The sequence below is a fragment of the Candidatus Hydrogenedentota bacterium genome (assembly GCA_013359265.1).
Lineage (GTDB): Bacteria > Hydrogenedentota > Hydrogenedentia > Hydrogenedentales > SLHB01 > JABWCD01.
Map to the genome: position 1 here is coordinate 54,094 of JABWCD010000020.1, position 21,196 is coordinate 75,289.

Below are 21,196 nucleotides of genomic sequence, written 5' to 3' on the forward strand. Positions count from 1 at the left end.
CGAGGAATCCGGGATAGGCCAGTGTCTTTCACGAATTCGATTCTGTATGATTCCGCCCTTGTGCGGCCTGAATCCTATCGGTAAGAAAGCGACACACTCCATGGCGACGACGAACGCAAACTACGACAAACTTAAGGCGGGATACCTGTTTCCCGAAATTGCCAAACGCACGCGTGCGTTTGCTGCTGCAAACCCCGGCGTCACGGTCATGCGCCTCGGTATTGGCGACACGACGGAGCCGTTGACACCATCGGTAATCGCGGGGTTGCATCGCGGCGTGGACAAACTCGCGGACGTGAAGACCTATACCGGCTATGGCGCGGAGCAGGGGAATGCGGACCTGCGCGCGGCGCTTGCGGGGCGATACGCGAAGCTGGGCGTACCCCTCGAGGATGACGAAGTGTTCGTCAGCGACGGCGCAAAGCCCGATTCGGCGAACATCCAGTCCATCTTCGGACTGGACAATGTTGTTGCCGTGCAGGACCCCGCGTACCCCGTGTATGTGGACAGCAACGTCATTGCGGGTCGCACAGGCTCATGGAAAGCTGGACGGTTCGACGGCCTGGTCTACATGCCGTGCAACGAAGCGAACGGATTCTTTCCCAGCGTGCCGAAAACCAAAGTCGATCTCATCTACATTTGTAGTCCAAACAATCCCACCGGCGCAGTCGCGACGAAGGCGCAGTTGCGAGCATTCGTGGATTATGCCCGCGAACACAGGGCGATCATTATTTTCGATTCGGCCTACGCCGCGTATATTTCGGATCCCGAACTGCCGCGAAGCATTTTCCAAATCAACGGCGCAATGGAATGTGCGATCGAATTAAGCAGTTTTTCGAAGGAAGCGGGCTTCACGGGGGTCCGGCTCGGGTGGTCTGTCGTGCCCAAGAGTGTCGTGTGCGAGAACGCCGCGGCCGGGAAGATTCACCGCCTGTGGAACCGCCGCCAGACGACGATGTTCAACGGGGCGTCGAACATCGTCCAGGAAGGGGGTGTTGCCGTGCTGTCGGAGGCCGGGCAGCGGGAATGCGCCGATATGGTTAGCTACTACATGGCGAACGCGCGCACAATCAAGTCTGGGCTTGAGCGGATCGGACTGACCGTGTTCGGCGGCGTTAATGCACCGTACGTTTGGCTGAAGTGTCCGAACGCAATGAAGTCATGGGACTTCTTCGATAAGCTGCTTAGCGAGGCACACGTTGTGGGCACGCCGGGCGCCGGGTTCGGGCCCAGCGGCGAAGGGTACTTCCGCCTTTCGTCGTTCGGCCACCGCGAGGACATCGTCCGGGCGGTCGAGAGTATTGAGAAAAACCTGAGAATATAGGCCAATCTGTATCGAAGCCGGCTTCCCACATACCGCGCGTTCCGGCTGCGCAAATACCGAATATTGTGGCACTCCTTGGCGGCGATTCGGGCATGTAGCGTGCTGCTCTGTTTTGGCCGTTGCGTCAAGAAACTACTATATCTTGTATGTTTCAAGAAAAACGGGTACAATAGAAACGGTGAAAGGTGGAAACTGCGGTGTTAATACGCAACTTTCGCGCCCATTCGGATATTGGAATACGGTGAGTCGGCCGTTTTGAACTGGGTCAACCCAATCCGATATCATAGTCGATTGTTTCACTGAGGCGGTTTCGCAAGAAAAGGAGGAGGAATTACTCACATGTTGTACCTGCGGAAAGGGTCCCTAATCACACTGTGTTTGGCCTTGGCGTTGACCGCGTCCATGGGCTGCAAGAGCAAGAAGAACGCGCAGCAGCCGATTCAGCCCGCGCTGAGCGATTCGGCGGGCACCACCGAGACGACAACCGGAACGGGCCAGCCGAACGTCGACCTCGAGGGGTTGTCGTTTTCGAGCGCCGGCGTACGTCCCATCTACTTCGATTACAACAGCTATGCCCTGCGCCCCGACGCGTTGGCGACGCTGAAGGCGAACGCCGATAAGTTTAAGTCCGATCCGAATCTGGTGAACGCGTATATTCAGATTGAAGGCCACTGCGACGAACGTGGCACACAGGAATACAACCTCGCCCTTGGCGAGAAGCGCGCGCTCGCGGCGCGGGACTATCTCACGAAACTCGGCGTGAGTGGCGACCGTATTGTGACGATTAGCTACGGCGAGGAAGCGCCGGCCGATCCCGGTCACAACGAGTCGGCCTGGGCGCTGAACCGCCGGTGCGAGTTTAATCGGGCTAGCCGATAAAGGGGGTTGCAGCTATGCGGGGAACGTCACTTGCCCTTGGAGCGGCAGCGCTCCTGATGATGGCCGGTTGCGCGACGACCGGCGGCGATCAGATGGCCAATTCGGTCTACGCGACGCACCGGATCGTGCAGAAGCTGGATACCGATCTGGCGGCGCGCGTCGACAAATTGAATCAGACCGCGGCCGATCTGTCGGCGAAAGTTGACGCGAGCGATCAGGCGACCCGCCAACTCCAGAGCATGATGGAAGAAAACCAGGCGAAGCTGAACGCGCTCCAGAAGAACTTGGACAGGTTTTCGCAGGCGATGTACCGCCAGCTCGGTTTGTCGCCGGGCACCACGGGTGGAGTTCAGGTAGGTCCGTCCAGCATCGAGCCGCCCACCGGCGAGACGCCGACGACACCGGCCGTCCCCGGCGAGGCTGCCGTGCCAGCTTTTCCCGGCGGGACTGCCGCGCCAGTTCCCGCTCCCATGACTGCCCCTGCGGAATCGCCAGCGAGCGATCTTTCAGGCAATGCGACCGCAGACTATAAGAAGGCCGCGGAATCGTATATGAACGATAACTTCCAGGAAGCGCTGACGCTGTACTCGCAATTCCTCGAGAAGTATCCGGACTCGGATCTCGCATCCCTTGCGCAATTCTGGAAAGCGTCCTCTTACCAGAAGATGGGCCAATGGGAACAGGCTGTGCGGGAGTATGACACGGCGCGGCAAAGCTACCCGATGTCGAAGAAGACGCCGCTCGCGATGTACAACCAGGCAGAGTGTTACCTGCGCTTGGGCCAGCAGCAGCGCGCGATCGATTTGCTTAAGGACGTGACGACAAACCCGCGCTACTCGACCGACGCTACCGTCGAGATGGCCCGCAACAAGCTCAAGGAGTTGCAGGGACAGTAACGCCCCCGATACTATTTGCACGGTGCGCAGAGCGGATGGCGTTCTGCGCGCCGTTTTTTCATGAGAACTTTACGCGCGACAGGCTCTTGACATGCTCTATTTCCTCGGACTTGACGTGGGCGGCACAAAGACCCACTGCCTGATTGGTGACGAAGCGGGTAATGTACTCGGCTTTGGCCGGGCAGCCACGGGCAACTACGAGGTGCACGGAGTGGGTCCGGCGCTGGAAGAGAACAAAAAGGCCATCAATGCCGCGCTCGCTGACGCGGGAATCGCATTGAACGAGATCGCCGGCATCGGAATGGGAATCGCGGGCGCCGACATTCCCGAGGACTACGTAATGCTCGAGCGGGAGATCTACACCCCTCTGTTCGGCGACATCCCGCGCGACTTTCAAAACGACTCGATGGCCGGCCTGCGCGGTGGCACGCAAGCGCCACACGGCATCGTTATCGCCTGCGGGACCGGCTGCGTGTGCGCTGGGAAGAACCGCGCGGGCGACCATGCGCGGGCAGGAGGTCTCGGAGAGGAATTTGGGGACGAATGCACCGGCTCCCAAATCGGCCGTGACGGGTTGCAGCGCGTGTGGCAAGCGCGTGACGGCATCATCCCGCCGACGTTGTTGACGCAAGAATTCATCGACCGCGCGGGCGCGAAGGGCGTCGAGGACCTGTTTCTAAGACTGTACCGCCGGCAGATTGCGTACGCGGACCTTCAGCCCATGGCCAAACTGGTGTTCGATGCCGCGTCGAAAGGCGATGACGCCGCGTCGAAAATCTTGCGCAAGGGCGGGCGCTACCTCGCCGCCATGGTGATTGCCGTCGCGCGGAGGTTGGACATGACCGGCGATGCGTTCGACGTGGTCATGGCGGGCAGCGTGTTCAAGGGAAGCAGCCCTATACTGAAGGAAACGATGCGCGCCGAAATTGAAACCGTTTGCCCAAAGGCGCGAACGGTGATGCCGGCGTTTGAGCCCGTCGTCGGAGCGTTGCTAATGGGAATGGAACTGCGCCTTGAAATTACGCCGGAAATCTACGAAAATCTGTCAAACCAGCTTCTGAAGGCTGAAGCGCGGTACCACACCCGGTTCAAGGCTGAGTAGTACGTATGAAGGTTCGTTCATCCCACCTTGTCGTCGCGATTATAGCTGTGGTTGGCGTAATCGTTGTCCTGGCGCTCGTGAAACCGTCCGGAGAGGGGCCTGGCAAAAAGACGCTCAGTACGACCGACGAGTTCCTCAGTCAGGTCAACGAAATCAGAGAGTCGGGACGTGGCTCGACAATCACGGACGGGCTTGTCCCGAGTACCGAAGTCGATCTGTCGCAGCACAAACCGCTCGAATTCAGCGAGCAGCCGGTCTCGATGGGTACCATTGCGCGCGACCGCAAGGCAGAGAAGCGTATTACGGTCAAAAACCCCGGCGGCCTCCCGATCGACGTCATGGATATAACGACGAGCTGCAATTGTACGTTGGGCCACTTCGAGCGGGCGGCGGTCCGTTCGGATGGAAGGCGTATTACGACAATCGAGGCCGGTCAGCAGGAGACGCTTGTTGTAACCGTCGATCCAAAACTCATTCACGGGTTTCATTCGAGCAAAGTGCTCACGATTATGACGAACGATCCTGTCCAGGCCAACTACACGCTCGTCGTTTCCGCGGACGTCGATCCCGAGTTCAGCCAGGATCCGGAGTTCATCGATTTTGGCACGGTGCAGCGCGGAAAGGGCGCAGAGGCGCGCATGCGCATCGTCCAATTGACAGACGATCCTTTCGATATCACGGCCGCGCAATTGGAGCCATCATCGAGCGGGAGCGGTCCCGATGCCCCGGCGAAGGAATCTCCCATCGAGTTGGAACTCGTGAAGTTGCCCGAAGCGGAATGGAAGTCGCCGCAACGCGCCGAGTGGGAACTCGTCGTCAGGCTGCTTCCGACGGCGGCGCCCGGCGCTATTGACGTTAGCGCGTGGCTGGTAACGACCGCGGCGCGCGTGCGAGATTTCGGAATCGCCATTGTCGGCTCCGTATCGACGTTTTATGAGGTCGTGCCTGCCTCGCTTGGCGCTCGCGACGTGGTGACGCCGGGTCAAAAGCAGGTCGCCAAGGCGACCGTGACCGGCATTGTGCCAATTACCTTAGCCGATGCGACGGTTACCGGCGAAGGCTTGACGCTTGAGGTGGCGCCGCGACCCGATGATCCGAAGAGTGTCGATTTATACATAAACGTGGCGCCCGATGCGGCCCCGGGTCTGAAGAACGAAACGGTAATGTTTACGGTTACGGGTGACAATCAGTCCGTGCCGCATGCAATGCGCGCCTTCGTGTCCGTTCAGGGCCAGGCGCCCGCGCCGCCCGCGCAATAAGGGAGCGTTGATTGCTTTTCTTTGGCAAGAAGAATAAGCCCGAGAACAAGTCGATGCCCTTGGTGGCGCGTACTGCGTTCTGCACCGTGTGCAACTGCGATCAGATGTTTTCGAAATGTTGGCGGCGCGCGTCGATGGTGCGCGACTGTACGGCATGCGGGACGCCGTTTCCGAGCGCGGGCGAACTGTACCGCGGATTTCAACCGAAGTGCCCGGAGTGCGGCGAGTTCCTCGAGCACCCGGGGTTCGATTACGGAATCTGCGATACCTGCGGATCGAAATTCGAACTGCCCGATGGCGCCAAGCCCACGCTGCTTCCGAACAAGGAGCAACGGCACCGCATGGGCTACTTCGCACCACCCAAAGGCAAATAGCTCCGAATGACCTATCACGAAGCCTCCCGCGCGCTTGCGCAGTACGGGCAGGACCACGTCCTGCGGTTCTGGGATTCAATCACCGGCCCACAGCGCGATGCTTTACTTGCGCAAATAGAGACGATCGATTTCGATCTGATGCGACGCCTTGCAGCGGAGTGGATTTTTAACGAACCTCCTCCGGAACACTTCGCCACGATCGAGCCGGTACCGACTATTCCGTGCGCCGACGCAACGCGCGCCGACGCACGTGAGGCATGGGACGCGGGGGAGGAAGCGTTGCGCGCAGGCCGTGTCGGCTTGTTGCTGGTCGCGGGCGGCCAGGGAACGCGTCTCGGGTTCGATGGCCCGAAGGGGTCCTACCCAATCGGGCCCATTTCGAAGCGTTCGCTGTTCGCGTTTCACGCTGAGAAGATTGTCAACATTCAGAATCGCTATGGTTGCGTCCTGCCGTGGTACATCATGGTCAGCGACGCGAACGAAGCGGCGACGCGCCAGTTCTTTCACGCGCACAACTACTTCGGATTGCGCGAGCGCGACGTTACGTTCTTCACGCAGCGCATGGTGCCGTGCATGGACGCCGATGGAAAGTTCATGTTGGAGGAGCGCCACGCGCTGGCGATGAACCCCAACGGGCACGGCGGGACCATCCCCGCGATTGTCGAGAAGGGCATTGCGCGCGACGCACACGGGCGTGGCGTTGACACCCTGAGCTACTTTCAGGTCGACAACTGGGCGCTCAAGGTGGCCGACCCGTATTTCATCGGATATCACGTGCTCCGCGGCGGGGAGATGTCCTCGAAGATTCACCGTAAGACCGAGCCGCGCGAGTCGGTCGGCGTGCATTGTATCTGTGACGGACAGTACCGAACGATCGAATACAGCGAGCTGGACATCTATCCGCAGTTACTTAATGTCGACGCAGACGGAAAGCCGGTGTATTACGCGGGCAACCCCGCGATTCATATTCTGTCGGTCGGCTTTGTCGAACGGGTTTATGCCAATTTCCGCGAGTTCCCCTGGCACCGCGCGCACAAAAGGATTCCGTTCGTCGATGCGTCGGGAGTGCTGGTAAAGCCGGATATACCGAACGGCTACAAATTCGAGACCTTTGTGTTCGACGCCCTGCGCTTCACCAGGCACGCTCCAATCGCGCTCGAAATCGAGCGGGCCGGTGAATACACACCCATAAAGCAGTTCAGCGGCGACAACAGCGTGGAAGAAGCATGGCGTGCGATGCGTGACTATTGGGCCGGCTGGATCGAGGCAGCGGGCCATCGCATCACGCGCGACGCAAAAGGTCATGTCGCCGTCGCTATCGAGATCAGCCCGCAATTCGCGTTGTCGAAAGAGGAATTTGTCGAAAAGGCGCGTGGCGCGACGCTGCCGGCAGGCTCGGACATCTGCATTTTGCCAGACGGGTCCCTGCAATAACTGCTATCCCGAATGATTCGATCCGTCCCGGCCGGGCGTGTATCGTCACTGCCCCAATGCATTCTATCGAGACACCGCGGCTCCGGCTTCAGCTTGTCACGCTCGAGTTGTTCGACCTCTGCATCGAGGGGAATCAACGCGATGCAGAGCGCTGCGCAGGCGTGTTCATGTGCGACGATTGGATGCGCGATGTCGCGTACCTGAAGCGGCGCCGTGACCAGTTGGCAGCCGATCCGTCCTACATGCCGTGGTGTGTGCGCATGATCGTGCTCAAGGAAACGAATTCGGTCATTGGACAAATAGGCTTTCACACGCCTCCCGCCCCGCCGGAACTGCGTGCGATCGCCCCCGGCGGCATCGAGTTTGGGTATCGCATATACGTTCCCCATCGTCGGAACGGATACGCAAGGGAAGCCGCGGTGGGTATGATGCGGTGGGCTTCGATGGAACGGGGAATCGACTCGTTTGTTGTGTCCATCTCTCCAGACAATGCCGCATCGCAAGCGCTGGCACGATCCCTCGCGTTTGTGAAGGTAGGTCAACAATTGGATGACGTGGACGGCATCGAAGATGTACTGGTACTCAATGGCCCGGCGCTGCGCAGGGCCATCGCTTCCTGAACTACCTGGTTTCTGTCGCCCGCGGATCGCCAGCCGCTGAAACGACGGATTCGGACAATGGGAATGGCCCTGGGAATGTCGCTCGCTCGAACTTCCAACTCAAATACATGACCCATGCGAACCCGTCGTGAGGGCGTTCCATAAGCACGGGGATGCGCGACAGCGCCGCCGGGTCTACGCTCGGGATTACGCCGTCCGCCACCAACGTCTCGCCCAGTTTATTGTGCAGGCGGTAGAGCTTTGACGATCCCAGCGTGCCTTTCCCCTTGTCGACCGGAATGTTTCCCTCGAGCGAAACCCCGCGCCGCACTGCATCCACCAAAGTCTGAAACTCAACTTCGTTCGTGACGGCATACCCGAAGTAGATGTACGTCGAAGCTATTGGGTCTACAGGCGCGAGCGTGTAGGCGGCATTGTTATTAATGTTACTCAGCACCATCGCGGCTATCGGTTCGGTTGTATCGGACCTGTACGGCGGGGCGATCGTATATCCACGCGGTATTTCGCCGAGCGGCAGCGCGAACGCGCGGGTCTGCGCGTCCAACTGCGGCCAGACGCCGTCGTGGGTTTGGGCGTAGGCACGCGGCAGGAGAGAGATTCGATGGAACCGGCTGCCGGCGTCTTGAAGCGGTTTGGTCGCGAGGCGCTGCCGGTGCGCAAAATGGAACGCAACCGCAAACGCGGCAAGCAATGCAACACACAGGGCGACTCGGGCGGTGGGGCGTTGCGGCGTGTCGCTCATGCGCGCACCATCACGCCACGCTTTTCGAGGAACTTCGCGAAAACCCCCAACGCAGCAATCGGTAGAATGCCTACCAGGAACAAAGCGATCAGCGGTTCCGCAATCAAGAGTTCTTTGGGTAGGAAGTTCCAGTAAATGCTGACGCCAAAGCCCCCCACCGCGAACATAAGAAGCAAGTTCTTGCCGAAACTGCTCAGAAGCGGGAAGCGGAACCCCGCGCGTCCAAACGTATAAAAGATCTCCAGCATAAATCCGCCCATATAGATCGCCTGCAATTGCAGCGACGCGGTCACGTCGTGGTGCTCGGCGGGTTGAAGCCAGTCCATGCAGTACGCGGCGATGACGGCGGCCGTGCTTACGGGCACCATACGTTGCTTAAATCCCGCCAGCGGTTCATCAGGGTCTATCACATACCATTGGCCAAAGGACGACCCGAAAATCGCAACGATGGCAAGCCCCGCCGCGCCGAAGGGGAACTTCGGCAGACCCAGGACGTCGTCGTACCACGTGTAGCGATCGAATATTGGGAACTCGAAAAGGAGCGCGTGCAGCAGGACGAGTGCGGCCGCGAACGCGGCCCGGCGGTCCGCGTTTGGAATGATCACAATAGACACGAACGCGACCAACGAGCCGAGTGCGATGGCGGAGAATGTGCCGCCGTAGAAGAAGACGGCCCACTCGGGGCTTCCGCGCTCGAGCGTGCTCAATAGAATGGAGTCCAGCCCAGCAAGCGCATACAAGACAAGTACCCGGCGGGCGGCGTAGAGAAAGGCGGACCGAGGGCCGCGCTTCGTTAATCGGCTGGTGAACGCCGCGTATCCAACGAATCCCATCACAAACACGAACAGCGCCTGCCCAACGTCGACGAACGTGATGATCGCGGGCGCGCCGTGGTAATAGTCGTATCCATGATTGAGCATCGGCGGACCGATCACCGGCTCACCGAGCACCATGTCGCCTGCAAACTCAGCCGTGCCCATCGACACAATAAGCATGATCACGACCAGGCCGCGCGCCTGATCCAGCCAGTCGTGACGCGGGTGCAATTCGCTCGACGTTGATTCTTCCACCATGGTGCACGGCCCCGTAACCCTGGCGGCATGGTATCACGCCGGGACCGAAACGCATACGCACAGACCAATCACGCATTTTTGTTCCGCGGCTTCGGAGCGGTACGATACTTCGCTTATGCCTAATCCGTCACAGAAGTATGAAAACCTCGGGCAACTGGCCGCGTCGCGCATCACGGTGGAAGCGTCGCGCGCGATGGCCGCTGCCATCCAGGAGACCGGCGGGCGCGAAGTGTTCTTCGCGGGGGTCCTCAACGCGGACCACCGCGTCGCGCAGGTCCGTGTGCTGGCCCGTGGACACGAAAGCGCGGTGCCCGCGGTATTCGACGGACTCAAGACCGGAGAGGTCGTGATACACAACCACCCGTCGGGGAATATCGCACCATCCGAAGCGGACCTGCAGCTATCGAGTATCTACGGATTTCATGGGCACGGCGTGTATATCGTCGATAACAATGCGTCGCGGGTCTACGTCGTTGTCGAGCCGTTCATTGAAGACGCGCGGCAGAAAGTGGACGTCTCCGATCTTGCGCGCGACCTCGCTCCGGGAGGGCCGCTATCCCGAGAAGTGCCGCTGTTCGAGGTGCGCCCACAGCAGGAGCGGATGATGGAAGCCGTGGCCGAGGCGTTCAACACCGACGGGATTGCCGTCGTCGAAGCGCCCACGGGAGTCGGGAAGACGTTTGCCTATTTGTTGCCCGCGATCCAATGGGCCGTGCGCAACAAGGAACGCGTTGTCGTATCGACGAAGACTATCAACCTGCAGGAACAAATCATCCACAAAGACATCCCCGTGTTGCGGCGGGCGCTTGGAGCGGAATTTAGCGCCGTGCTGGTCAAAGGGCGGAACAACTATCTTTGCTGGCGAAGATTGCAGCGTGCGCTATCCGAAGCGACTCTGTTTAGCGATGCCGATGAACAAAATGCGTTGCGCGCGATTGCGGACTGGGCGGAGAGGACGACCGACGGAAGCCTGTCCGATCTGCCATTCGTGCCTCCAAAGGACGTCTGGGGCAATGTATGCTCCGAGGCGGATTCGTGCCGGTTGTCAAATTGTCCCAATCCGAAGAAATGTTTTCTGGGCAGGGCGCGGCGCGAAGTCGCCAAGGCGGACATTCTCGTCGTCAACCACCACATGTTGTTCTCCGATCTGGCGATCAAACGCGAGGTCGGAAACTTCTCCGCGTTGGCCGTGCTGCCGTCCTACCGCCGCGCCATCATTGACGAAGCGCACAGCGTCGAAGATTCCGCGACAGAGTATTTCGGCGCGGAAGCGACGCGGGCAGGGTCGCTTGCGCTGATCGCGCGGTTCATTCGCACGGACCGCGGCCGCGAGCGAGGGCTGTTGCCGTTCCTCGCTCTCAAGCTGGTCAAGGACAAGAGCAACCTCACCATGCCTGAAATCGAGAAGATTCTCGATGTCATCGAAAACCAGTTGCAGCCCGCGCTGGCCGCGTCGCGCGACGCGTTGATTGCGGCGTTCGACGCCATCCGGCACCTGACCGCGGAACGCTGTGGGCAGATGGGCCGCGAAATCAAGTGGCGTCTGACGCAGGACGTGCTGCACGACGAGGACCTGCGCGAAATTCACGCCGTATACGTGTTGCCCGCCGTCGAGGAGGTAGCGCGATGCGCGGAGTGCGCGACGGGGCTTGCAGACTTGTTGAAGCACGCGAAGGCAGAGGACCACGTCAGCGAGCCGCCTTTCGTAACGGAACTGTATCAACTCGAAGCCTACCGGGACCGGTTGCTCAAGCTGGCCAATACGCTGGCGGAAGGTACGAGCGAAACCCTTGCGCCGAATTCGGTACGTTGGATTGAGATCGAGACAGGAAACACCAATGTCGTTCGGATCGTTCGATGCCCACTCGAGATTGCAGAGCCGCTGGCCGATTGGGTGTACGGCAATCTGCATTCGCTCGTGATGACCTCCGCGACCCTAAGTGTGCGCAGGCGGTTCGATTACTTTAACGCGCGTGTCGGGCTGGACCGCGTGCCCGAACGGACTCCGGTGGGCGTAGCCATCGATTCGCCGTTCGACTTTCAGACGCAGGCGCTGCTCTGTGTGCCCACGGATCTCGCTGCGCCGGACGAACGCGCGTTCCACGATGACACCGTCGAAAGCGTGCGCCAAATTCTAAAGATTACGAAAGGCCACGCGTTCATTCTGTTCACCTCGTTTTATGCGTTGGACTACGCCCACGGGCGCCTGGAGAAGGAGCTCAAAGCCGCGGGCATCACCGCGCTGAAACAAGGCGCCGCTGCGCGCACGCGGCTGCTCGACCGGTTTCGCAGCGACACGTCGAGCGTCCTCTTTGCGACCGACAGCTTCTGGGAAGGCGTAGACGTGCCAGGCGACGCCCTGCAGTGCGTCGTACTGACCAAGCTGCCGTTTCGGGTGCCGACCGAGCCGATTCTTCAGGCGCGGTCCGAGGCAATCGAGGAGGCCGGCGGCAATGCGTTCATGGATTTCACGGTCCCGCAAGCGGTCATAAAATTTCGTCAAGGCTTCGGCCGCCTCATTCGCCGCAAGACCGATCGCGGCGCAATCGTCGTTCTTGATCGCCGGGTGACGACAAAGCACTATGGAAAGGTATTTCTGGAGTCGCTTCCAGGAATCCGCGTCGTTTCAGGGCCAAGCGAAGGAGTGTACTTGGCCTTACGGAAATTCTTCGACGCGAAGAGCGTGTGACGACCACGGAAGGGGATTTCTGAATGAATCTCGATATCAAGATCGATATTTCCCGCGCGATGGCCGATGCCGTCGGCGAAGAACATGGCGTAACCAAAGCGGAATTGAAGGAGATCGAGCCTCGTATTGCAGAGGCGCATGCGATCCTGCGCAAGGAGCGCAACGACGGCGTTTACGGTTTCTGGGGTCTGCACGAAGACACGCCGACGCTGGCCGATGTGAAATCCACTGCGGCGGATTTCTTGAAGCGCGGGTACGAGAATTTCGTAGTGCTCGGCATCGGTGGGTCCGCGCTGGGGACAACCGCGCTTGTGACCGCGCTGCGCTCGAAGTTCTACAACCTGCTTTCAAAGCGGGCGCGCGGCAATCATCCCCGCATTTTCGTAATGGACAACATCGATCCCGACACGTTCAAGAGATTAATGAAGTTGTGCCCGCCACAAAAAACGCTCTACAACGTCATCTCGAAATCCGGCAACACCGCGGAAACCATGAGCCAACTCATGATCGCCGTCGAGGCGATCGAGAAGAAGCTCGGCAAGGGCGCGGTTAAAGACCATGTCGTGGTTACATCCAATCCACGAGGGCAGGGCGCGTCGAAAAGCCTGCTGCACCCGGTTGCGGACGAATACGATCTGAAATGCTTTGCGATGCCGCTGAACGTCGGAGGCCGTTTTTCCGTATTCTCAACAGTGGGACTGTTCCCCGCGGCGATGCTGGGCATGGACCTCGACGGCCTGTTCGAGGGCTGCGCCGCGATGGACGTCCGCTGCGCAAGGGCCGAGTTGCGCGAAAACCCGGCCTACCTCCGCGCGGCCATCCAGTACTTGTCCGATACAAAGAAGGGCAAGGTCATGTCGGTAATGATGCCGTATTCCGACGCGTTGCGCGACGTTGCGGATTGGTATTGCCAGTTGTGGGCCGAAAGCCTCGGAAAGAAGAACAGTCTCGACGGCCGCGAGGTCTACATAGGGCAGACGCCCATTAAGGCACTCGGCGCGACCGATCAGCACAGCCAGATTCAGCTTTATCGTGAAGGGCCCAACAACAAGTTGATCAACGTAATCGAAGTGGCGAAGTTCGATTCGTCCTTGAAAATCCCGAACACGCTCGCCAGCCTGGCCGAGTTGGAGTACCTGCGCGGCAAAACCATGAACAAGCTCATGGCCGCGGAACTGCACGGGACAATCGACGCGTTGACACTGAGCAAGCGGCCTGTCTCGCGCATCACGCTCCCGCGTGTCAACGAGCATACGGTCGCGCAACTTCTGTATATGCTCGAGGCCGAGACGGCGATGGCAGGCCGTTTGTACAACGTAAACACATTTGACCAGCCGGGTGTTGAAGAGGGCAAACAGATCGCGCGAAAACTAATGGGAGGGAAGGGGTGAACGACGCTCCCCTGCATCTTCCCGAATACGGCGACAGCGGAGACCTCATTGGCGCGCGCCGCATGCGCCGCGCGTTCCGCTGGGGCGTCGCGCTCGCGGTGTTCTTCACGGTGCTCATGTGGGTCACCGAAAGCTTTTGGCGCTATTCGCCTGCCGAACAGAAGTATCGCAGCGCGCTCACGCTTCTGCCGAACCAGGGCAGAAACTTGTTGCGGCAATCCGTGAAGTACGACGCCGAAGCCGTGACGCAGTCGTCGAAGTATTACGAAGCCCTCGCGGAGCGAGAGGAAGACGACCTCGTCATCTCCGCGTACGAGAACGCGAGCAAACTCGATCCGCAAAACGCCGACTTGGCGATTAAGTTCGGGTGCCAGTTGTACAAGTCACAACTGTTTGCGCGTGCGCGCGAACAATTTCGCTTGGCCGCGGAAGGCGGTACGCACAACGCCCTTGCGGTGTATCTCGAAGCGGCCGTGCTTCCCACGCTGACCCCGGACGATTTCGACGCGGAAGTAGCGCTGTCGCTTGTGAAGCAGGCGAACAGCACGGGGGACCCAGTCGCATTTCCCCGTCCGATGTGGTTTCCAGATCTTCCTCGACAGGGCCATTGGTTTGCGTTGCTTCGCCGCCAAATGACGCAGTTCTGTTCGGCGCCGTTAGAAAAATTTGCGGAGTTTGTGCTTGAGGCCTCGGAAAAAGAGTTGGCCGCGGGTCGGACCGCCAATTCTATTGCGAACCTCCAAGTCATGGAGACAATGGGCCGACGCATCGCCATGGGCGCGATCGATCAAACCACAACGGAGACCGAACTCGCCGGTGGATCGTTGCAGCTCTACCTTGGGATCCGCGTGATGTCCCTCGCGGTCGAGCAGCAAAAGCGCGTGATGACCGTGACGAGCGGCGCGCCGGACGAGAGCGCCGTTTCGCTCGCGGCGAAGCTCGAGCCGGCATTGCGAACTATCGACGAGTTCGAACGTAGCCGCCAATCGGTCATCGACGCCGAACGTAACAAATACCGGTTTCCGTGGACGCTCCTCGAATTGGCGATGGCGGTCACGTTTGCGTGTTTTGCGATCGCGTACGGAATCGGCAAAGTGCTCCGTGTCCAGGGGCCGGCGCATAGCGTGTCACATTCCACGTTCGCTCGGACAACGTGGATCGTCTGCTTCCTCGTCGAAGTGGGAATGCTGCTGCTTGTCTCTGCGCTTCAGCGCAGCTCCCACGGCGACCTGCCCGCGCAAGGCATGATTACCGTCGTATGGTACCTTGTACTTCTGGCCGGTATTCTTGTCGGCGTCGTCACGCCCGCCGTTCATGTTCCAAGCCCGGAGTCCATGCTTAAACGCATTCCCCCCGAGCAACGGCATGACTTAACCGCTGTCCGCAAACGTTACCGCGCCGTATACGCATCGCTTGTAAAGCGCTATCTCGGCGTCCAGTTCGGACTCACGCTGTGCGCGGCATGCATCTGGATCATCGCGTATCGCGTATTCGTTGGGACTTACCCGTGGATGATGCCCTTGCTGGTGACCGGCACGGAATCGGAAGAGATCGCGATGATCCGCGCCGTCCTTGCGACGCTCGGATGAGCTGAGATGTCCGCTCCGACTCCGGCCGACCTATTGGCACGGTGCGTGTCCGGTGATGATTCGGCGCGCGCGCAATTCTACGGCGACTACGTGGATGTCATTCGCAAAGCCGTCGCGCGAACGCTTCACCGTTATGGCGTGCTGGCCGATTCCGGCGATGAAATGGAAGACCTCGCAAACGAGGTGTTCGCAAAGCTCCTCGCAGACAACTGCGCGCTACTTGATCGCGTTCGTTCAGGCCGGTCGATCCAGGCGTGGCTCATTGTAATCGCGAGAAACCACGTCATCGACCATCTACGCCGCGCATCGCTACGCAATCGCGCAGCGACCACACTGATTCGCGACGTCGAGCCGGCGTATGTGCCGTCCCACGCGGTTACGGCCATTGCGGGCGAACGTATCGAAGCGGTGCGCGCCGGCGTTGCCGGCCTCGAGACCCGGGACCGACTTGCGCTCGAACTGTATTTCCTGCAGGGGCTTACTTACGCGCAGATGGCTGATATACTGCGCGAGAATGTAAATACCGTGAGCGCGCGCGTCCGGCGCGCAAAAGGCAAGTTGCGCCAAATTCTCGAACGCCAGGGAATTATCGAGCCATGATCGGTCCAATCGACGACAATACCGAACACCTGTTGGAAGCGTACGCCCGCAATCGGCTCCAAGGCGATGCGACTGCGCGAGTCGAGGCTATGATACGCGCGCAGCCGGCGCTGCTCGCCCGCGTGAACGAATTACGCGATGAAGCCAGGCAACTGTCGGGCGCGCTGCTGCATTGTGCGCGCGAAAATGCGGAGCCAATCGAGGATACGACCCTGGCGCTTCTTATCGACGACGCCCTCGACGAAATGGATCGCGCGAGTTTGGAGGCTTCGCTCGCAGGCGATCTTGCCGCGCAGGCGCGACTAGCGGCACTGTATCGCGAGGTCGCCGCAATCCGGAACGACGAGCCGCTTCCCGACGTCCAGGACATCAGCAAGCCAACCGATACCGTGCACCCATTTGAGCCGAAGCCGCAAGTGGTGACGAGGCACATCGAAGTAAACGGTCTCCTGATATCCGTTGGTCTCGTGGTGCTTTCGCTGATCGCGCCGGCTTCCATCGGTGTGCCTGTGCTCTTTGTCGCCTTGGGCATTTTCGCATGGTGGACGATGCAATCGGCCGGCACTCGCGCTTCGACGCCCGTCGCCCGCCGGAGGTCGTACGCGGGGCTGTTGCCCGCCCTGCTCGTCTTTGCCGCAGGTTTGCTTGCCGGCCCCTTGTCGTTGTGGTGTTATGTATGCAGCGCTGCGTGGTATTGGTATTGGCTCGTCCAGCGGTGGGCCCCACGAGTGTCGGATTCGTTGGCGCTTGACGTGGCTCCTGACGAGATTGACCAACAGCGAATCGGTGGCGGCAAAGGTTAACTCTTTACAACACTTCGCGCGTAACCTCTTGCCTAGACTGTGTTTGCCGCTCAAATTTGACAAAATGCGAAAACGAGCGGTATACTTATCGCAAGAAGGTGCTCATTCTGCGTAATTTGGGGTGGCTTGGGTTACGGCTTGTCTGGCAACTGGCCGGAGGTAATGCACGTGAGTGATCGCGAGCAAAAAGCGTTTACGACATTCGAAGCGGCGAAGATTTGTCACGTCACACATCACAGCATCAAGAACTGGATCAAGCAGGGCCTGATCAAAGCGTCGCGTACACCGGGCGGTCATTACCGGATTCTCGAACATGACCTCGACGCGTTTCGCGAACAGTACGACATGTTCCCGCGCGACAAAGGTGCGAACCGCAGGCGCGTGATGATCGTCGATGACGATCCCGATGCGTTGGCGCTCATGGAAAAGATTCTCACCGATGAGGGCTTCGAGCTGATCAAAGTGAGCAACGCGACCGAAGTGGGGTTAAAGGCCGCGCAGTTGTCGCCCGACTTAATTCTGCTAGACTTCCTGATGCCGGAGATTAACGGTTTCGAGGTGTGCAAGGCGCTGCGCGAGAACGAACTCACGCGCGGCACGCCAATCATGGCGGTCACCTGCCTCTCGAAGGAACAGGACATCGAACGCATCTTTTCCTGCGGTGCGGACGAGTACCTGGCGAAGCCGTTTAAGGTCGACCAGATGTTGGAGAAAGTGCGCGAGCTTCTCGGGCGCGGCCGCATCGTAGAATAGCGTACCGGCACGAAGGAGGCATCATGCCTGCCGGCACACCCCGCGGTGGCATCGAGTGGAGAATCCTGAAGTCGATTCTCCTGATCGGCGCGCTGCCGCTCATCGTCGCCATCGTCGGCCTGCTTATCGCCGCCCGAGGGCAGACGTCGGCTGTCAAAGAGAATCTGTCCATCGCGGCCGACACGACATCGTACGGCCTTCGCAACGCGGCGAGCATCCGCCTGGAAGCGCTGGACCGTCTTGCCCGGAACCCGCGAATCGTCGGCGCTTTGATTCCAAGCGGTCCGGATGGCAAACCCTCCATACTGAGTTCGAGCCAGGCGAAGTTCGACGTCCGCGATTTCCTGGGCCGGCGAACGGACATTGATTACCCCGAGAGTTCGATGTCGGTATATGCCCTGTACGACGCAAAGGGGGACTTTGTTGATGGCACGGACGTAATAAACGATGGCGATCGCCCGTCGCACCCGGCATGGGTGTGGAGCGTACAGACGCCGCGATTCATGGACCTGGAATTCGTGCCCGACCAAGACCGCTATCTGGCGCAGGCGGTTGCGCCCGTGTTCTCCCCGACCAAATCGGAACGCATCGGTTTCGTAGCGGAAACGTTCGACATCACGCCGCTGCTCATGTACGGGCTGGGCTACGATCCGCGGCGTGACTCGACTCCGCCGGTGGGAGATCACTACCGGCTCGTCTCGCCGAACGAAACCGGCGAAGTCGTCGCCTGGCGGCTCGAACCGACGGCCAATGCCGAATCGCCGAAATTCGTTCGCGAATCCCTCGAGGCGGACTTCGGGACATACATGCTCGATCCGGCGCGCGGGGCCAGTGGCACCGCCGTCGTGTCCCGAATGCTCGCCGACGCCCCGGCGCTCGCAACGTTCATCGCGTACAACCGAATTTTCGACGACTACCCGCTCTTCGTGCTCGTCAGCCGGCCCGCTTCCATGGTCTACGCGCCGATTTGGTTCTGGTCGATCTTGGCCATCGCGGCATGCGCGCTGTCGATTGGCTTCTTTTACCTCAATGCGTACCGCAATGTGCACAACAACATAGTGCGCCCCGTGCTCCTGCTTAACGAGGGCGCGCAGATCATCGAGCGCGGCGACCTCGAACTCAAGCTCAAAATCGGCACCGGTGACGAAATCGAAGAGCTCGCAATGTCGTTCAACAAAATGGCGCTCGCGCTCAAGCGAAATATTCGGCAATTGGAGGAATCCGAGGAAAAGTATCGCGGCCTCGTCGATTCAATGCGCGACGGAATCTTCCAGGCCGATCTCGATGGTGTCATCGGTTTCGTGAACCCGGCGGCGGCGGAAATCCTCGGCTTCGAGTCGCAGGACGACGCAATCGGCACGAACATTCGCACGTTGTTCCGGGAAGTGGACGAGGTCGCCAGCTTCTTCTCCGAGCTCAAGGAGAAGGGATTCGTCGAGCGGTCGCGCATTTGGATGCAACGTTCCGACGAACGCGCCACCTGCGTCGAACTTTCCGGTAACCTGCTCCACGACGAAGACCGGAAGCCCAACGGCATCGAGGGCATCTTCCGTGACGTCACGAAGAACATTCGTCTCGAACGCGATGCGCGCGACCGCGCCGAGCGCCTCAGCGTCATCAGTCAGATTGCGAACGTGATTAATTCGAGCCTGGAAGCGGGACGCCTCTACGAGAGCCTAGTCGTCGAAGTGAAGAAGTTGATCGACTTCGATTACGCGGAATTGGCGCTGCTGGACGACGAAGGCGACCGCTTTGAGGCGCAGGCGCTTTGGCCCGAACATTCCGCGCCCGCGCGCGAATACACCGTGAGCCACGATGACAGTGTTTCCGCGCGCGTCTTGAAGACCGGCGAATGCCTCATCATGGCCGATCTGAACGCCTCGGGCTCCCCGGTAAACGGCCATTTTGCGCCGGGCCTGCGCAGTTGCGTGAGCGTTCCGCTCTTCGCAACGGGCCGGATTATCGGTACCCTGAACCTCGGCGCGCAACGGATTGACGCGTTCACGCAGCACGACGTTGACGTGCTCCAGCAAATGGCCCCTCACATCGCCGTCGCCATCCGCAATGCCCAGTTGCTCGAAAACCTCCAGCAATCGCTCGAAGAAGTGACGCTGGCGCGGGAGAAGTTGCACGAAGCCAACGAAGAACTTAAGACCTTGGATGAGATGAAAACCAACCTGCTCTCCAACGTGTCGCATGAACTGCGGACGCCGCTCGTTTCCGTCATGGGCTATACGGACATGATCATCAACGGCAAGGCGGGCCCTGTGAACGCGGAACAGAAGGAGTATCTCGGAATAAGCCTGCGCAATATCGAAAAACTGGTCACCTTGATCGAGAACCTGCTCGACTTTTCGCGGCTGCATCGAGGAACGGAGACCATTGTCTTCGACGAATTCGACCTGCGCGATTGCGCGAAGGCGAGCATGCAGGTCATTCAGCCCGTGGCCGACAGCCGCGGGATTAAGCTCGAACTGAAAGCGCCGGCCGAACCCGTCCTGGTGGAAGGCGACAAGAGCAAGCTCGGCCAGGTGTTTACGAACCTGTTGTCCAATGCCGTGAAATTCAACAAGGCGGACGGGAGCATCGTCGTCGAATTCACAATAAAAGACGACTGTGTCCATGCGGCGGTCCACGATACAGGAATCGGAATTCCGCAGGAAGCGCTGGACAAGGTATTCACGCGTTTCTACCAATATGACAGCTCTTCCACGCGCAAGTACGGCGGCACGGGCATTGGTCTCTCCATTTCGCAGGACATAGCGCGACTCCACGGAACCCGCATTACCGTCTCGAGCGAGGTAGGGAAGGGGAGTACGTTCCGGTTCGTGCTGCCGCTCGCGGGAGTCCGTCGCGCGGATATGCGGGACACCGGCGGCGAAGGCGAAGCGCCGGGTACGCGTCTGCTCGTCGAGCTCGTGACGCTGGACCGCGCGTTGAGCGCGCAAGTGCGCACGTTGTTGCAGTCCGAAGGCATGGATGTAATCCACGCCCTTGATGCGCAACATGGCATCAACCTCGCCCAGCGTCACAGCCCCGACTGCTTGCTCGTCGACTGCGCGACGGAGGACGATGCGGCCTCGTCTCCGCTCTTGGACGCGCTGCTGGCCGACAAGTCGGCGGGCGATATTCCGATTATCATGATGACCGGCGACGAAGAACTCTACGCGCGGTATCGGTCGCTTGTCGCGTCCCGCGTCAAGCGCAGTTTCAGAAAAAGTTCGCTTCTCAGCGGAATTCAATACGCCATCGGCCAAAGCCTGTCGACCGGTGAACCGCTCGGGCATAAGGTGTTGTGCGTCGACGACGATCCCGAAGTCCTTCGGTTCATCGAGCGTTGCCTCGAGGCCGAGGGCTTCGACGTTGTCACCTGCGTCTCGGGTGAACAGGCCCTACGGCTCGCACTCACCCGCGAATTCGGCGTAGTACTCATGGACATCGCCATGCCCGGCATGGATGGGTGGGAGGCATGCAGGCGGCTTAAACGCGATCATACGTTGACGGGCATCAAAGTGTTCATGGTGACTGCAAAACCCGTGGACAGCACTTCGTCGCGATACCGTGACTACGGGGCGGACGGGTATTTGCTCAAGCCGTTCCACGCCGAAGACCTGCTCGAACTTGTCCAGTCGGTTGCCACGCCGCGGATGGTGCGCGAGGTCTGATCG

Annotated in this window: 17 protein-coding genes; 15 read left to right on the top strand and 2 right to left on the bottom strand. The window is 59.8% G+C overall.

The annotated features are described in order from the left end of the window. Positions 1–100 precede the first annotated feature (100 nt). From HUU46_17135 to HUU46_17170, 8 genes are all read left to right on the top strand, one after another. The gene (locus HUU46_17135; GenBank protein ID NUM55374.1) at positions 101–1,324 is read left to right on the top strand and encodes an LL-diaminopimelate aminotransferase; all 1,224 of its coding nucleotides are present in this window, start codon (positions 101–103) and stop codon (positions 1,322–1,324) included. A 402-nt stretch (positions 1,325–1,726) separates the two neighbouring features. After that, entirely contained in the window at positions 1,727–2,203 is a 477-nt protein-coding gene (locus HUU46_17140; protein NUM55375.1) for an OmpA family protein, read from the top strand. A 14-nt stretch (positions 2,204–2,217) separates the two neighbouring features. Further along, a complete protein-coding gene (locus HUU46_17145; GenBank protein ID NUM55376.1) occupies positions 2,218–3,099 on the top strand; it encodes a tetratricopeptide repeat protein in 882 nt (293 codons plus the stop codon). Between the two features lie 91 nt (positions 3,100–3,190). After that, positions 3,191–4,201, top strand: a complete 1,011-nt coding sequence (locus HUU46_17150; protein ID NUM55377.1) for a hypothetical protein — start codon at positions 3,191–3,193, stop codon at positions 4,199–4,201. Between the two features lie 5 nt (positions 4,202–4,206). Next, complete coding sequence (locus tag HUU46_17155) at positions 4,207–5,460, top strand: DUF1573 domain-containing protein (protein NUM55378.1); 1,254 nt, start codon at positions 4,207–4,209, stop codon at positions 5,458–5,460. Between the two features lie 11 nt (positions 5,461–5,471). Then, positions 5,472–5,834 carry a hypothetical protein gene (locus HUU46_17160; GenBank protein ID NUM55379.1) on the top strand — a complete coding sequence of 121 codons (363 nt, stop codon included), beginning with the start codon at positions 5,472–5,474 and terminating at the stop codon, positions 5,832–5,834. A gap of 6 nt (positions 5,835–5,840) precedes the next feature. Next, entirely contained in the window at positions 5,841–7,268 is a 1,428-nt protein-coding gene (locus HUU46_17165; GenBank protein ID NUM55380.1) for a UDPGP type 1 family protein, read from the top strand. A gap of 56 nt (positions 7,269–7,324) precedes the next feature. Continuing rightward, positions 7,325–7,888: a GNAT family N-acetyltransferase gene (locus tag HUU46_17170; GenBank protein NUM55381.1), complete on the top strand. Its 564-nt coding sequence runs from the start codon at positions 7,325–7,327 to the stop codon at positions 7,886–7,888. 1 nt (position 7,889) lies between these two features. Here the strand turns inward: HUU46_17170 and HUU46_17175 are convergent, their stop codons facing one another. Together HUU46_17175 and HUU46_17180 are read right to left on the bottom strand one after the other, a co-directional pair. Next, positions 7,890–8,630 carry a hypothetical protein gene (locus tag HUU46_17175; GenBank protein NUM55382.1) on the bottom strand — a complete coding sequence of 247 codons (741 nt, stop codon included), beginning with the start codon at positions 8,628–8,630 and terminating at the stop codon, positions 7,890–7,892. Further along, positions 8,627–9,703: a hypothetical protein gene (locus HUU46_17180; protein NUM55383.1), complete on the bottom strand. Its 1,077-nt coding sequence runs from the start codon at positions 9,701–9,703 to the stop codon at positions 8,627–8,629. The genes HUU46_17175 and HUU46_17180 overlap by 4 nt, the downstream gene beginning before the upstream one ends. Positions 9,704–9,818: 115 nt before the next feature. On the opposite strand from HUU46_17180, the gene HUU46_17185 reads away from it, so the two are divergent. From HUU46_17185 to HUU46_17215, 7 genes are all read left to right on the top strand, one after another. After that, positions 9,819–12,392: a DEAD/DEAH box helicase gene (locus HUU46_17185; protein NUM55384.1), complete on the top strand. Its 2,574-nt coding sequence runs from the start codon at positions 9,819–9,821 to the stop codon at positions 12,390–12,392. Positions 12,393–12,415: 23 nt separating this feature from the next. Then, the gene (locus HUU46_17190) at positions 12,416–13,783 is read left to right on the top strand and encodes a glucose-6-phosphate isomerase (protein NUM55385.1); all 1,368 of its coding nucleotides are present in this window, start codon (positions 12,416–12,418) and stop codon (positions 13,781–13,783) included. Next, entirely contained in the window at positions 13,780–15,372 is a 1,593-nt protein-coding gene (locus tag HUU46_17195) for a hypothetical protein (GenBank protein NUM55386.1), read from the top strand. The genes HUU46_17190 and HUU46_17195 overlap by 4 nt, the downstream gene beginning before the upstream one ends. A 6-nt stretch (positions 15,373–15,378) precedes the next feature. After that, positions 15,379–15,972, top strand: a complete 594-nt coding sequence (locus tag HUU46_17200) for an RNA polymerase sigma factor (GenBank protein ID NUM55387.1) — start codon at positions 15,379–15,381, stop codon at positions 15,970–15,972. Next, positions 15,969–16,775: a hypothetical protein gene (locus HUU46_17205; GenBank protein NUM55388.1), complete on the top strand. Its 807-nt coding sequence runs from the start codon at positions 15,969–15,971 to the stop codon at positions 16,773–16,775. The genes HUU46_17200 and HUU46_17205 overlap by 4 nt, the downstream gene beginning before the upstream one ends. A 168-nt stretch (positions 16,776–16,943) precedes the next feature. Then, the gene (locus HUU46_17210; protein ID NUM55389.1) at positions 16,944–17,528 is read left to right on the top strand and encodes a response regulator; all 585 of its coding nucleotides are present in this window, start codon (positions 16,944–16,946) and stop codon (positions 17,526–17,528) included. A 23-nt stretch (positions 17,529–17,551) separates the two neighbouring features. Beyond that, positions 17,552–21,193 (top strand): response regulator, encoded by a 3,642-nt coding sequence (locus HUU46_17215; GenBank protein NUM55390.1) that lies wholly within the window; start codon positions 17,552–17,554, stop codon positions 21,191–21,193. Positions 21,194–21,196 lie beyond the last annotated feature (3 nt).